Genomic DNA, 13019 nt, shown 5'->3' with positions numbered 1-13019 from the left:
GGCGGCGACCCAAGGGCGCCGGCTTGGGGCTCACAACTCCCCGGGCTGTTCCGTTCAGGGCTCGAAGTGGGCACCCTCGTCCGGCAAGGTCGCGCGGTGGATGCTTGTGAGGTGACCAGGCATAAGGTCCGGAAGTCCGTCCAGGCTGAACCAGCCCACCGCCAGTGACTCATCGTCATTGACGCGGGCCTCACCTGAGACGCAGCGGCAGCGGAAGACAACATCAAGGAATTCGCACATGTCGCCGTTAGGGAACGTGACCGGCCCCACCGTGCCCACCGAAACAACACGCTCTGCCTCCGCCACCACAGCGGCTTCTTCGAGAATCTCCCGCCCGATTCCCGGTGCAGGCATGTGGCCATCCCATCCGGCCGCCGGCTTCAGCCATGAAGCTGCCGGCCGGATATCTCACAGATTGGGATTCGGCCCCGAGTCCCGGAACTCCACGGTGCCGTGACTGTTCTGCAGGACCAGAGACTGACCGTCCCGCGTCCAGGTGACGGCTAGCCTAAAAAGTTCATGGGTCCAGGCCTCATATCCGCTCTCCGGTCCAAGGCAGCCCACGGCTGTGGCGATAATTTCACCGGGGATCAACTGGTCCCCTTGGAGATCAACCTCGACTCCCAGGCCATTGCACGGCGTCTTGACTCCAACAGTCCAGGTTCCGTTCACAAAAACCGTCGACACCACAAGCGGCTGGGACTGCAGCCAGGCAAGCTCACCGGAAGAATCACGGCCGCCGACTGATTGATACGAACGGCACCCGAACGGCCCGCCCTCGCAGAACGGAAGCGGCATCGCTGGTTCGTTAGGCTGCGGAGTCGCGGGCCCGCCGGAATCCTGGGGCGCGTCCGGTGCCGCAGGGAGCGAACCCGCGACGGTACTTGTGGGTGGTGCGGTCTCCTTGGGAGAAGGGGCCCCTGGTAATCCGCCGCAGCCTCCCAGGACAGCCGCCAGGAGCGGCACTGCCAGTACTGCCTGCAGCCGGCTGTGGTTGGTCATCGAGTCCCCCTTTGCATGGATGCGGCGTCGGCTGGGCGTGGTCGCTGCGCCCAGTCTGCTCTGGAAAATGCCCGCAGGGAAGCGCAGCCGGCTTACGGTTCGGCTTTGGCTAGCCAGGCCGTCAGGCTGGCAGCAGGAGCATCGCGGCCGCAGCGCCGGCCAGCATGAACGGCCCGAACGGGATGCTCGATTTCAGGGTGCCCCGCCGGACGGCCAGCAGCCCCAGGCTCCAGAGACCGCCGAACAGGAACGCGGCGAACGTCCCCGCGAAGACATGCGACCAGCCCAGGAAGCCCAGATACATGCCGAGCACGCCGGCGAGCTTGACGTCGCCGAATCCCATGCCCGGCGGGTAGGCGGCCCGGAGCAGGAAATAAAAGAGCCAGAGCGCCGCTCCCCCGGCCAGGATGCGCAGCCCCGGCACGCCCAGGAGCCCGGCACCGCCGCCTGGCAGGGCCGTATGTGTGCCACCCGTGAGAAAGGAACTGGCCGCGGCGCCGATCAGCAGGACCCCCGCGGCAGCGTAGGAGGGGAAGATGATCCGGTCCGGCAGCAGGTGGTGCCGGACGTCGATCACCGTGAGCCGGACGGCCATGACCGCGAAATAGGCGCAGGCCGCCGCCGCCAGCCAGAAGGCCAGCGGGGCCCCTTCGCCCAGCGCGCCGAGTCGTTGGATCATCCTCGGATGCTACTTGAAATTCCGGCTGCCGTGGCCAGGCCCGCGTAAGCTGTGGATATGGCCGCATGGGACAGCAGGAACCGGCCCGGGCCGCGCACCCCCGGGGACCCGGCGGAAATGGCGGCCGCGTTCCGGAACCTGTGCCGTTCCTCGCCGTGGAAATGGCAATCCCTGCGCTTTGAATACCTCGACCGGCCCTCGGCTGCCACGGACGCGGACGCGAACATGGCCGGCGATCCTGCCGCGGGTGCCTCCGACCTGGTCCGGGCGTGGCTGCGGCGCCCGGGGGCATTGCGGCTCGAGACCGCGGCCGGGCTGGTCCTGCACAGCACCACGGGCATCAACGATTCCCGCGACGTCTTCTACGTCAGCTCCACCCGGAAGACCTGGCTGCTGCCGCCGCACCTCGTCACCCCGGTCTACGACGACGGCGGGCGGGTCCGGCGCCGCCCGGAAGCAGCCTACGGCGAACCCTGCTTCGGCAATGGCCGCTTCGCCGCCGCCCTGGACCCCGTGGAGCTGGCAGGAAACGCCCCGGTCCCGCTCGAATTCCCCAAGTCCAATGCCGTGGAACTGGGTCCCATCACGGAGGTGGAGCACGAGGGCCGTCCCGCGCTCGAAACCACCGTCACCCCCAATCCCGGCTACCGCCCCGCCGATCCCGACGCGCCGCTCTGCCGGCCGGGCGGCACACTGGTGCGGATCGACACCGGCACCGGCGTCTGCGTCGCGAGCCGCTGGCTGAAGGGGGCCGGGGATAGCCGTGAGAGCTACGGCCACTGGCTTCGGATTGTAGCCGTGGACGAGTACATGCTGGATGACCTGTTCCTCGCCGAATCCATGAACCTCACCGACGTCCGCCGGCATATCAGCTGGGACGTCGCGGCAGGCTGAAACCGTGTGACTGGCCGGCCGGCGTCCGCGCCGCTAAGCTGCCGGGATGACTGCGCTTGATCGCTACTGGCCGCCTTTCGGCCTCACCCTGACCACACCCCGCCTGGTACTGCGGCCCATCCGCGATGAGGACATCCCGGCCGCGGTGCAGGCGGCCCTGAGCGGGATCCACGAGCCCGGACGCAGCCCTTTCAGCCGTCCCTGGGCCGAATCCCCCGCCGGGGAGCTCGGCCCGAACATGGCGCAGTGGTACTGGCGGTGCCGCGGGACCATGTCCCCGCAGGAATGGCTCCTCCTGCTGGGAGTCTGGCACAACGGCGAATTCGTCGGCTGCCAGGACATCGAGGGCAAGAGTTTCGCCACGCTCAAGACCGTCAGCAGCGGCTCCTGGCTCCGCCGGAACGCCCAGGGCCAGGGACTCGGCAAGGAAATGCGCGCCGCAATCTCCCTCTACGCCTTCGACTGGCTCGGCGCCGAGGTGGCGGAATCCGAGGCCGCCGCCTGGAACCAGCAGTCACTCGGCGTCTCCCGGTCGCTCGGCTACGAGCTCAACGGCGTCGCCCGCGCCTCGTGGGGCGGCACGGCAGAGGACGTCCAGAAAGTCCGCCTCACGCCCGCCACCTTCAAGCGCCCCGGCTGGACCCTGCAGGTGGAAGGCCACGAAGCAACCGCAAAGTATCTAGGAATCTGAGGCCTGCGGCCGGCCTGCACGGCACCACGCCGAACCCCGGCCACAGGCTTTTCCCAAGCCGGACCGGCTTGGCTGTCAGTATGTCCGGAACAGCGATCGAGATCACGCCCCGCACGTCCCCGGGACGGCGCCGGGCCCTGCTGATCCCGCTGACGCTGCTGCTCGCCATCGGGCTCGCCCTGTCCTTCCTGTTCCTGACGGCAAGACCGGCCCCGAGCGTTCCTTTGGGCGCGTCGGCCCTCATCCCGGGGGGAATGGCCAGCATCAGCGAAATCGTCCCGCTGGAAGCGGACGGCTGGCAGCCCGGTGCGGGCGGCGCCGCACTCGCCGGCACCCCGCCCGGGGGAAGCCACCGCGTCCGGCTCGTGGTCCGGCTCACCGCGCTGGACGCCGCAGGCGTGCAGGTGACTGCCGGCGGCTTCACCGTGACCGGGTTGGGTTCCCTCAAGGCTCAGCCGATCTGGAGCTCCGCGCCGGACATCGCGCTGCGGCAGGGCGAATCGAACGGAACAACGCTGATCTTTGAAGTCCCGGACCGGGCCGTCGCGCTGGTGCTTGAAGGCCCCGGCAGCTCCCGGCTCTCCATGGGACTGGCCCACCACAGCGGCTAGCCCGCCCGAGGGTTTTCCCAAGCCCGAGGTCGCACGCTGGCGGAAGACATTGTAGGTAAAAGGGAAGGCTGATCACTATGTCCGTTTCACGGCGTCAGGCACTTATTTTCGGCGGCCTCGGCCTGGTCGGGGCGGGTCTCGTGACCGTCCCGATTACCGGGGTCACCGCTAAATCCGCGAGCAAGCTCAACGACAGGGATATGCCCCGGCCCTACCGGACGCCCCTGACGCTGCCCCCCCAACTCCCGTACACGACCATCGTCGGCGCCGACGGGCTCCCCGTCCGGCGCTACACCCTGACGCAGAAACTGGGCACAGCGCAGATCCTGCCCCGGCTGACCACCCCGATCCTGGGCTACAACGGCATCTTCCCCGGGCCCACCCTCCGGATCGAACGGGGCATCCGCGCCGTGGTCCACATGAGGAACCAGCTGCCGGCCCGGCATCCGGCGCTCGGCCACGCTATGCCCACCTCAACGCACCTGCACGGCTCCGCATCGCTGCCCCAGTTCGACGGCTACGCGAACGACCTTACGATGCCCGGATTTTACAAGGACTACCAGTACCCGAACTACCAGCCGGCCCGGACCCTTTGGTATCACGACCACTCGGTTCACTTCACCGCCCAGAACGTCTACTCAGGACTCGCCGGCCAGTACCTTATCAGCGATCCGGAGGAGAGGGCCCTGCTCCCCCAAGGCAATTTCGACGTCCCGCTGATCATCAGCGATGCCATGTTCGCGGCAGACGGCTCGTTGGGCTTTGACGACCGGGACCGCTCCGGGTTGTGGGGTGACGTCATCCTGGTCAATGGGAAGCCCTGGCCCGTGATGAAGGTCCAGCGGCGCGTCTACCGCTTCCGGGTCCTCAATGCCTCGATCTCCCGCTCCTACCGCTTCACGCTGAGCACCGGCGATCCCGTCACCGTGGTGGCCACAGACGCCGGGCTCATCCCGGTGGCGCAGACCATCGGCTCTTGGCGGCACGCCAGCGCCGAACGCTACGAAATCCTCATTGACTTCCGGAACTACGCCCCCGGGAAGCGGATCGAGCTGCGCAACCTCTCCAACAACAACAACCGCGACTTCGACAACACCGGAAAGATTATGGCCTTCGACGTTGTGGCCGACCCCGTCGACACCGCGGATCCGACCTGGAACCGGATACCGACGGCCCTGGCCCGAAGCCATCCGATGGACCTCACGGCCGCCGCCGCAACCAAGACCCGCAGCTTCCGGATCAAGCACGACGACGTGACCAACATCTGGACCATCAATGACATGACCTGGGAAGAGGTCATCGCCAGCGGGTTCCGGAAGGCGATGGCCAACCCGGCCCTGAACGCCGTGGAAATCTGGGAGTTCCGGAACACTTCGGGCGGCTGGCACCATCCCATGCACATGCATCTGGTCGATTTCCAGATCCTCAGCCGCAACGGCAAGCCCCCCTTTCCCTACGAAAAGGGGCCCAAGGACGTGGTTTATGTGGGCGAGGGTGAAACGGTCCGCGTGCTGGTCCACTTCGGCCCGAACAAGGGCCGATACATGCTCCACTGCCATAATCTGACCCACGAGGACCATTCCATGATGCTGCAGTTCCGGGTGGGCCTCGGCGAGAATGACGCAGATCCCAACGACCCGATCGGGGCAGCTCCCGCGGTGTGGGACACGGAACAGGACTGAGCGGCGTGCGACGGCGGGACTTGGGCTGGGCCGGTATCGGCCTGGGCGCCGTCCTGGCGCTCCGGCTGCTCGTGCTTGAACCGATCACGGTCAGCTCGGTCAGTATGGAGCCGACGATTCCGTCCGGCAGCATGGTCTGGCTGAACAAGGCCGCGCCCCGCCTCGCTGATATTGAGAGCGGCCAGCTTGTGGTCTTTCCGGAGCCCGAGGTCGGCGAACGCTCGGACGGATTCCTGCTCAAGCGGGTGGTGGCCCGCGCCGGTCAGACCGTCGCCATGAAGGACGGCGTGCTGTTCGTCGACGGAACGCCCGCCCGGGAACCCTACGTCGACCAGCGCACCATCGACGGCGTTTACTTCGGCACAGTGACGGTCCCGGCCGGCCAGCTGTTCGTCCTGGGCGACAACCGCGAGACCTCCATAGACTCGCGCGACTTCGGCCCGATCCCGGCCGCCACAGTCGTGGGCACGGTCCTGGGCCGGTGAGCGCCCGTCCCGGTGAGCCTGTCGAGCTCCCGGTTTCGAGGATTCGACACATTACATCGCGACTGCCGTCTGCTGTCGACTCCTATTTCGCTTTCGAAGCTGCGGATTTCTCCGTGTGGGCGCCGGCGTTGGCGAGGGCGCCGGAGCCGTCCTCCAGATGGGCGCGCATGAACCACTGAAACAGTTCCAGCTTGCCGGTCTGGCCGATCAGCATGTCCTCGGTGACCGGATCGATGGGCCCGACTTCTTCAATCGCCGTCCGGTGACTTGCCACCACGCCGTTGTAGACCAGATCGAGTGCGGCCAGATGCTCGGCGGTTTTGGCCCGGCCGATGGAGTAGTCGTCCCAGTCGCGGGCCTTGACCATGGCGCCGGGAAGCCCGTTGGGCGAAACCCCCAGTGTGGCCATGCGTTCGGCAGTTTCATCTACCATGGCCCGCACCAGTGCGATCTGCGGGTCCAGCATCTCATGGACTCCGATGAAATCCCGGCCAACAACATTCCAGTGGGCGTGCTTGAGGGTGAGCTGCAGATCGTTGAGGGCATGAAGCCGTGACTGGAGGATGACTGCGACCTTGTGGCCCTCCTTCAGCTCCAGACCCGGTACGGTAAATCCTGCCAGTTCCTTCTTCTTGCCGGACATATAAGCCTCCCGTTTCCCGCCGCCGCGTGCCGGCGGATACTCCACGGTAACAATCCGGGGCGGTACCGTCTACGCCCTGGTTCCGAGAGGCGATGTCACTAACCACACGGTTGGCGCTACGCGACGCCCTATGAAGAGTCCGGCGCGGCACTGCGCATCGCGGCACGTCGGGCCCCGAAGGTCGCCCCGCGACCCCCGCGCTAAGCGACGGCGACGGGCCGTGGCCCGGCGAACCGGACCACGGCTGCCAACCGACGACAGAGGCCTAGATCTCCGCCCCCTCCAGCAGCTCCGTCACCAGGGCCGCGATCGGCGAGCGCTCCGAGCGGGTCAGGGTCACGTGGCCGAAGAGCGGGTGCCCCTTAAGCGTTTCGACGACGGCGGCAACGCCGTCGTGCCGGCCGACCCGGAGGTTGTCGCGCTGGGCGACGTCGTGGGTCAGGACGATCTTCGAGTTCTGGCCGATCCGGCTCATGACGGTGAGCAGGACGTTCTTCTCAAGGGACTGTGCCTCGTCCACGATCACAAAGGCGTCGTGCAGCGAACGTCCCCGGATATGGGTCAGCGGCATCACCTCGAGCATGCCCCGGCCCATCACTTCCTCCACGACTTCCTGGCTGACCAGCGCCCCCAGGGTGTCAAAGACCGCCTGGGCCCACGGGTTCATCTTCTCGGCCTCGGAGCCGGGCAGGTAGCCGAGCTCCTGGCCGCCCACGGCGTAGAGCGGGCGGAAGACGATCACCTTGCGGTGCTCCCGGCGTTCCAGCACGGCCTCGAGGCCGGCACACAGGGCCAGCGCCGACTTTCCGGTGCCGGCACGTCCGCCGAGGGAGACGATGCCCACGGACGGGTCCATGAGCAGGTCGATCGCCAGTCGTTGTTCGGCGGAGCGTCCGTGCAGTCCGAAGACGTCGCGGTCGCCCTTCACGAGACGGACCTGCTTGTCCGCTCCCACCCGGCCCAGGGCGGACCCCCGGTTGGAGAGTAGGACCAGGCCGGTGTTCGTCGGCAGCTCGGCCGCCTCCGGGATGAAGACCGGCTCGTGGCCGTAGAGCGCGGCGACCTCCTGCTCGGTCGCGTCAATCTCGGCAACCCCGGTCCAGCCCGAGTCCTTGACCAGCTCGTTGCGGTATTCGTCAGCCTGCAGCCCCATAGCGGAGGCCTTGACCCGCATCGGAAGGTCCTTGGATACCACCGTCACGTCCCGGCCCTCATTGGCGAGGCTCTTGGCGACGGCGAGGATCCGGCTGTCGTTGTCCCCGCCGCGGAAACCGGCCGGGAGGACCTCGGCGGAAATATGGTTCAGTTCCACCATCAGGGTGCCGCCGTCGTGGCCCAGCGGGATCGGCCGGTTCAGTCCGCCGTGCTCCACCCGCAGGTCATCGAGGAGCCGGAGCGCCTTGCGGGCGAAGTAGCCGAGCTCAGGATCGTGGCGTTTGCCCTCGAGCTCGGTGATGACCACGATCGGCAGGATGACTTCGTGTTCCGCAAAGCGGAGCAGGGCCCGCGGGTCCGAGAGCAGCACCGAGGTGTCGATCACGAAGCTCCGGGCCGGTTCCCTGGTTGCTATCCCTTCCCCGGAAACAGCAAGACCGGCCGCAGCGGAATCCGCTGCACCGGTCTTTTGGGTGGCTCGCTTGGCGCGAGAGGTAGCTTTCTGTCCCTGGTCGGTCACGACGTCGGGCAGTTGTTCAGAAATAGCCACATCGACTCCAGCCCCGGGGCACATGCCCGGAATTGTTAGTGGTGAGGCGGCTCGGCCGTGAGGCCGGACGCGGCCTCCCATACACCCGGTGCGAATTTCCGCTCCATGTACCGGCCTCCCCGATCAGCCGGCGGTGTGCCTGCTGATGAGATCAACGTACGCCCCGGTGCGGCGATTCGGTGTCTATTTTCCGGCGATTCTTATTGCGGTCAGGTGAACCGCGGGTGAACGTCTCAGGACCCGAAGCGCCGCTGCCTGCCGGCGTAGTCGCGGAGGGCACGGAGGAAGTCCACTTTCCGGAAAGCGGGCCAGAGGGCCTCGCAGAAATAGAACTCGCTGTAGGCGCTTTGCCACATCAGAAAACCGGACAGCCGCTGCTCACCCGAGGTCCGGATCACAAGGTCCGGATCGGGCTGGCCGCGGGTGTAGAGGAACCGTGAAATGTCGTCCACGGTCAGCCCGTCGGCCAGTGTCCCGATGTCCGCGCCGCGGTCGACGGCGTCGTGCAGCAGTTCGCGGACGGCGTCGACGATCTCCCGCCGTCCGCCGTAGCCGACGGCGACATTGACGTGGATCTTCTCCCGCACGGGTGTGCGCGCGGTGAGTCTGTTGAGCCGCTCGGCGAGGTAGTCCGGCAGCAGCTCCGGCGCCCCCATGGCGTGCACCGAAATGTCGGCGTCCTCGTCCAGCCGGTCCAGGGTATTGGCGATGATGCCCATGAGCAGATCGAGTTCTTCGCCCGAGCGGTTCATATTGTCCGTGGAGAGCATGTAGAGGGTGACCACCTTGACGCCCAGTTCCTGGCACCAGCCGAGGAACTCGTGGATCTTGTCGGCCCCGGCCTGGTGCCCCTGGCTCGTGGGGGCGTTGAACTGGCGGGCCCACCGCCGGTTGCCGTCCACCATGACGCCGATGTGTTTGGGGATCCGCTCCGGGTCCAAGGACCGCTGGAGCCTGCGCTCGTAGAAGCCATAGAGGAACCCTGGCATTTCCATCCGGAGATTCACCTGGCTTCCTAGAAGGACGACTGCTGTGCAGATCCTAGGCTACCTGCCGGAGGGCGGGGCGGGGGCACGGCCGGGCCGGATGTCCCCCGCGGAGCCGTTACCCGCGGGTAACTTACTTGTCCGTAGGATATTATGGCCGGATGGAAAGCAACACTCCTGAGCCGCGGCCGGAACAGCCTGCAGACCCAAAATCGGGCCCGATGGACGATGCCGCGGTCCGGCTGGCCGAACTCCTGATGATCAAGCCGCAATGGCGCGGCTGGATCCACACCGTGACGGCTCCGCTGGCGCTGGCGGCCGGCATCGTGCTCGTGGCACTGGCCCCGACGCCGGGGCTGAAAATTGCCTCAGCCATCTATGTCTTCACGGGTGTCCTGCTCTTCGGCATCAGCGCCATCTACCACCGCGGGAACTGGTCCCCGGGCGTCAAGATCGTGCTGAAGCGGCTGGACCATACAAACATCATGCTGGTGATAGCCGGAAGCTACACCCCCCTGGCATGGGCCCTCCTGGAGCGGCCCAAGGCCGTGCTGCTGTTATGGGTCATCTGGTCCGGGGCCATCCTTGGGGTGCTGTTCCGGCTGCTGTGGACGGATTCCCCGCGCTGGCTGTACGTGCCGATCTACATCGCGCTGGGCTGCGGCTCCCTGTTCTTCCTGCCCGAGTTCTTCGCCGCCAGCGTGGCCTCGGCCGTGCTGATATGCGTCGGGGGCGCCCTCTACATCACCGGCGCCGTCTTCTACGCCCTGAAGAAGCCCAACATCAGCTATAAGCATTTCGGCTTCCACGAACTGTTCCACGCCCTGACGGTCGTGGCTTTCGCCGTGCACTACATCGCCATTGCCATCGCCGTCCTCGGCTGACCTCAGGCGAAGCTCGGCCCCGCGAGGTACGCCCTGTCGCTCGGCACCCCTGGGCGCTTCATTCCGCCATGGCAGCCAGGCGCTCCCGCACTTTCCGGGCGGAACCGACCGGAAGCCCGCAGACCATCCCGCGGCATAGGAAGACCAGCGGCGAGCCGTCGGCCGCCGCCTCGCGGCCGCGCAGCAGGGGCACCGCACCCTCGGCGGCGGATTCCCCTTCCCGGCCCTGGATCGCAATCACCAGTCCTGGGCTCGGCGAGAGCAGCAGTTCCCGGTGCAGTGCCGCCCGCGCCGGCGTGGGCGGGCCGACGACGGCGGCCTCAACCGGGCCTGCCAGGGCGGACTGTGCCGTCGCGAGCAGCCAGCCGGCCGCTCTGGGAGCCCTGGCCGCCAGCGGGGGCAGCAGGGCGAGGACATTGCCGGCCAGGGACCGGTGTTCGCCGGAGCCGGACAGTGCGGCGGAGGACAGCAGCGCACCCGCGAAGGCGGCGGCGCCGCTCGGCGTGGCACCATCGAAGGGGTCCAGCGCCGCACGCCGGCCCTGGGCGTTGAATACCTGCTCCGACTCCCCCGCAGCGTCGCGCAGGGCCCCGTCCGAGGCAAACCGCGCGACGGCGGCGGCAATGATTTCCTCGGCCAGCCGGTACCAGCGCGCCCTGCCGGTGACGGCGTAAAGCGCGAATAGGCCCTCGGCGCAGAAGGCATAGTCCTCCAGCAGCCCGCCGATCCCCCGGGCCAGTCCCTGGTGGGAGACCCGCATCAGGGTGCCGGGTGCTCCCCCGGATCCGGCGCTCCAGTGCACCCGCTCGAGGTAAGCCGCAATGCGTTCCGCGGCCGCCACGAGTCCGGGCCGTTCCAGCACGGCGCCGGCATCGGCCAGCGCCGCAACGGCCAGCCCGTTCCAGCCGGCCACCACCTTGTCGTCGCGGGCCGGCTGCGGCCGGTGTGAGCGCGCTGCAAGGAGCACCGGCCGGACCCGCTGCCAAAGCGCCGTGTCCGCGGCGTCCAGGGCCCGCCCGGGATGCAGCGGGGAGCCGTCCGCGGTGACGGTGCCGCGGGCCGTGACGTTCATCAGGCGGGCGACGGCGGCGCCGTCCCCGGACCCCAGCAGCCGGGCGAGGTCCGCGGCGGTCCAGAGGTAGGTGCCCCCCTCGGTGTGCGCCCCGTCCACCACGGTGTCGGCGTCGAGGGAGGACGCCAGCGCCCCGGGATGGGACGCGGGCCCAGAATTGTCCGTGCCCGGTTCCGGCGGCACTGTCAGTCCAAGCGATGCGAGGAGCCAGTCGGCGGTGCGGCCGGCGACGTCGGCGGCTTCGGCCGCGGGGTACTCTGCGGCTCCGCCGAGCCGGACCCAGTGGACGTAGACGCGCAACAACTGGGCATTGTCATAAAGCATTTTCTCGAAGTGCGGGACGGACCAGTCGCGGCTGACGGAATAGCGGGCGAAGCCGCCGTCCAGCTGGTCAAACAGGGCCGAACGGGACATCGCGGCGAGGGTGCGGCCGGCCATCTCCCGGGCTGCGTCCGCGGTACCGGACCCTGCGGCGGCATGCCGGACCAGGAACTCCAGGACTGCGGAGGGCGGGAACTTCGGTGCGGTGCCGAATCCTCCGCCGGAGGGGTCTTCGGCACCGGCCAGCGCGTGCACGGCGTCGGAGAGCAGGGCCGCGCCGATGGGGTCGGGAGGGCCGTCCAGCCGCACCGCGGAGCCGAACTGCGCGGCTGCAAGGCCGCGGGCCAGATTGTCGGCATTCTGTACCAGCGCGTCGCGGCGCTCGAGCCAGGCTTCGGTCACGGCCTCGAGGACCTGCCGGAAGGAGGGTCTGCCCGGCAGCGGCCGGGGCGGAAAGTAGGTTCCTGCGTGGAAGGCCCGGCCGTCCGGCAGCAGGAAGACGGACATCGGCCAGCCGCCTTCCCCGGTGATCGCCTGGGTCGCGGCCATGTAGACGGCGTCGACGTCGGGCCGCTCTTCGCGGTCCACTTTGACGGCGACGAAGCTGGCGTTCAGGTAGTCCGCGGTGCCCTGGTCCTCAAAGGATTCATGCGCCATAACGTGGCACCAGTGGCAGGCTGCGTAGCCGATCGAGAGGAACACGGGGACATCGCGGGCGGCGGCGAAGGCAAACGCCTCATCCCCGAAGGGCCGCCAGTGCACCGGGTTCCCTGCGTGCTGCCGCAAATAGGCAGAGGGTTCCCCGCCCAGGGCGTTTGCCGCCCCGGGGAAAACCGGGGACGGATCCCGGTCAGCGGGTCCCGGGCCCTGCATCGCCGTTGGTTTCCGGCCGGCTGCCGGCGGTGCCGGCAGAATCCTGCGGGGACTGGAGCCCCGGGGCCTTAACATCCGGGGACTTTGCGCCGGGGTACTGCGTTTGCGGGGACCTTACGTCCCTGGACTGTGGTTGCCGGTCCCGGGCGGCGTCGTGGGGCTCTGCCGCTTCGGCGGCGGTCCGCTCTTCTTCGACCTGGGCGCGGTAGCGGACCCGGCGGATGCGCCGCACCATGTCCACGATCAGCAGCGCCGTCAGCAGCACGATGAAGGCTGTCAGCAGGAAGCCCAGGAGGCCGGGTGTCACCTGGTCCTGGGAAAGTCCCGGACGCAGCGACGGTGAAGGGGCGGGCGCCGGGGCTGTTGCCAGAGCGATGAGCATGGAATGCACGGATAAAACCTTCTGTGGGACTGATGGCGGCCCGAGGCCGGGGCTTCGGTGCTACTTCTGGACGACTGCTGTTCCGGCTCGCTGCAACTTCCCTGCTACG

The 13019-nt window shown here is 68.0% G+C and carries 14 protein-coding genes; 6 read left to right on the top strand and 8 right to left on the bottom strand.

Translation table 11 applies throughout. The features are described from left to right. Nucleotides 1-54 precede the first annotated feature (54 nt). From AC50X6_RS06755 to AC50X6_RS06745, 3 genes are all read right to left on the bottom strand, one after another. Nucleotides 55-354: an NUDIX hydrolase gene (locus AC50X6_RS06755; RefSeq protein WP_494965468.1), complete on the bottom strand. Its 300-nt coding sequence runs from the start codon at nt 352-354 to the stop codon at nt 55-57. A 54-nt stretch (nt 355-408) separates the two neighbouring features. Further along, nucleotides 409-798 carry an META domain-containing protein gene (locus AC50X6_RS06750; RefSeq protein WP_494965567.1) on the bottom strand — a complete coding sequence of 130 codons (390 nt, stop codon included), beginning with the start codon at nt 796-798 and terminating at the stop codon, nt 409-411. Between the two features lie 325 nt (nt 799-1123). Then, nucleotides 1124-1681, bottom strand: a complete 558-nt coding sequence (locus AC50X6_RS06745) for a prepilin peptidase (RefSeq protein ID WP_494965467.1) — start codon at nt 1679-1681, stop codon at nt 1124-1126. Between the two features lie 57 nt (nt 1682-1738). Between AC50X6_RS06745 and AC50X6_RS06740 the strand changes: the two genes are divergently transcribed. The 5 genes from AC50X6_RS06740 to lepB all read left to right on the top strand — a co-directional run bounded on the left by AC50X6_RS06740 (nt 1739) and on the right by lepB (nt 6044). Continuing rightward, a complete protein-coding gene (locus AC50X6_RS06740; RefSeq protein WP_494965466.1) occupies nt 1739-2575 on the top strand; it encodes a hypothetical protein in 837 nt (278 codons plus the stop codon). A 46-nt stretch (nt 2576-2621) separates the two neighbouring features. Further along, a complete protein-coding gene (locus AC50X6_RS06735; RefSeq protein ID WP_494965465.1) occupies nt 2622-3266 on the top strand; it encodes a GNAT family N-acetyltransferase in 645 nt (214 codons plus the stop codon). 80 nt (nt 3267-3346) lie between these two features. Next, on the top strand, nt 3347-3877 hold the full coding sequence (locus tag AC50X6_RS06730; RefSeq protein WP_494965464.1) for a hypothetical protein: 531 nt from the start codon (nt 3347-3349) through the stop codon (nt 3875-3877). Nucleotides 3878-3954: 77 nt separating this feature from the next. After that, complete coding sequence (locus tag AC50X6_RS06725; RefSeq protein WP_494965463.1) at nt 3955-5559, top strand: multicopper oxidase family protein; 1605 nt, start codon at nt 3955-3957, stop codon at nt 5557-5559. Between the two features lie 5 nt (nt 5560-5564). Next, nucleotides 5565-6044: a signal peptidase I gene (lepB, locus tag AC50X6_RS06720; RefSeq protein WP_494965462.1), complete on the top strand. Its 480-nt coding sequence runs from the start codon at nt 5565-5567 to the stop codon at nt 6042-6044. Between the two features lie 82 nt (nt 6045-6126). Here the strand turns inward: lepB and AC50X6_RS06715 are convergent, their stop codons facing one another. The 3 genes from AC50X6_RS06715 to AC50X6_RS06705 form a co-directional block, all read right to left on the bottom strand. Further along, the gene (locus AC50X6_RS06715; RefSeq protein ID WP_494965461.1) at nt 6127-6687 is read right to left on the bottom strand and encodes a Dps family protein; all 561 of its coding nucleotides are present in this window, start codon (nt 6685-6687) and stop codon (nt 6127-6129) included. Nucleotides 6688-6952: 265 nt separating this feature from the next. Next, on the bottom strand, nt 6953-8392 hold the full coding sequence (gene phoH2 / locus AC50X6_RS06710; protein WP_494965460.1) for an RNA 5'-3' helicase PhoH2: 1440 nt from the start codon (nt 8390-8392) through the stop codon (nt 6953-6955). A 233-nt stretch (nt 8393-8625) separates the two neighbouring features. Continuing rightward, nucleotides 8626-9387, bottom strand: a complete 762-nt coding sequence (locus AC50X6_RS06705) for an isoprenyl transferase (RefSeq protein ID WP_326968239.1) — start codon at nt 9385-9387, stop codon at nt 8626-8628. A gap of 212 nt (nt 9388-9599) precedes the next feature. On the opposite strand from AC50X6_RS06705, the gene trhA reads away from it, so the two are divergent. Further along, nucleotides 9600-10262 carry a PAQR family membrane homeostasis protein TrhA gene (trhA, locus tag AC50X6_RS06700; RefSeq protein ID WP_326968238.1) on the top strand — a complete coding sequence of 221 codons (663 nt, stop codon included), beginning with the start codon at nt 9600-9602 and terminating at the stop codon, nt 10260-10262. A 58-nt stretch (nt 10263-10320) separates the two neighbouring features. Here trhA and AC50X6_RS06695 read toward each other — a convergent pair whose 3' ends face one another. Together AC50X6_RS06695 and AC50X6_RS06690 are read right to left on the bottom strand one after the other, a co-directional pair. Next, nucleotides 10321-12528: a thioredoxin domain-containing protein gene (locus AC50X6_RS06695; RefSeq protein ID WP_494965459.1), complete on the bottom strand. Its 2208-nt coding sequence runs from the start codon at nt 12526-12528 to the stop codon at nt 10321-10323. Then, on the bottom strand, nt 12506-12910 hold the full coding sequence (locus tag AC50X6_RS06690) for a hypothetical protein (RefSeq protein WP_494965566.1): 405 nt from the start codon (nt 12908-12910) through the stop codon (nt 12506-12508). Before AC50X6_RS06690 ends, AC50X6_RS06695 begins: the two co-directional genes overlap by 23 nt. Nucleotides 12911-13019: the final 109 nt, after the last annotated feature.

Source organism: Pseudarthrobacter sp. HLT1-7, from assembly GCF_059383435.1.
This window is presented reverse-complemented; position numbering and strand designations above follow the sequence as displayed.

Bases quoted from the DNA above. Each gene is read 5' to 3' on its own strand.
- AC50X6_RS06730 (WP_494965464.1), top strand. From the start codon at position 3,347: ATGTCCGGAACAGCGATCGAGATCACGCCCCGCACGTCCCCGGGACGG.
- trhA (WP_326968238.1), top strand. From the start codon at position 9,600: ATGGACGATGCCGCGGTCCGGCTGGCCGAACTCCTGATGATCAAGCCG.
- AC50X6_RS06695 (WP_494965459.1), bottom strand. From the start codon at position 12,528: ATGCAGGGCCCGGGACCCGCTGACCGGGATCCGTCCCCGGTTTTCCCC.
- AC50X6_RS06735 (WP_494965465.1), top strand. From the start codon at position 2,622: ATGACTGCGCTTGATCGCTACTGGCCGCCTTTCGGCCTCACCCTGACC.
- AC50X6_RS06755 (WP_494965468.1), bottom strand. From the start codon at position 354: ATGCCTGCACCGGGAATCGGGCGGGAGATTCTCGAAGAAGCCGCTGTG.
- AC50X6_RS06725 (WP_494965463.1), top strand. From the start codon at position 3,955: ATGTCCGTTTCACGGCGTCAGGCACTTATTTTCGGCGGCCTCGGCCTG.
- AC50X6_RS06715 (WP_494965461.1), bottom strand. From the start codon at position 6,687: ATGTCCGGCAAGAAGAAGGAACTGGCAGGATTTACCGTACCGGGTCTG.
- AC50X6_RS06750 (WP_494965567.1), bottom strand. From the start codon at position 798: ATGCCGCTTCCGTTCTGCGAGGGCGGGCCGTTCGGGTGCCGTTCGTAT.
- AC50X6_RS06740 (WP_494965466.1), top strand. From the start codon at position 1,739: ATGGCCGCATGGGACAGCAGGAACCGGCCCGGGCCGCGCACCCCCGGG.
- AC50X6_RS06745 (WP_494965467.1), bottom strand. From the start codon at position 1,681: ATGATCCAACGACTCGGCGCGCTGGGCGAAGGGGCCCCGCTGGCCTTC.
- AC50X6_RS06690 (WP_494965566.1), bottom strand. From the start codon at position 12,910: ATGCTCATCGCTCTGGCAACAGCCCCGGCGCCCGCCCCTTCACCGTCG.
- AC50X6_RS06705 (WP_326968239.1), bottom strand. From the start codon at position 9,387: ATGGAAATGCCAGGGTTCCTCTATGGCTTCTACGAGCGCAGGCTCCAG.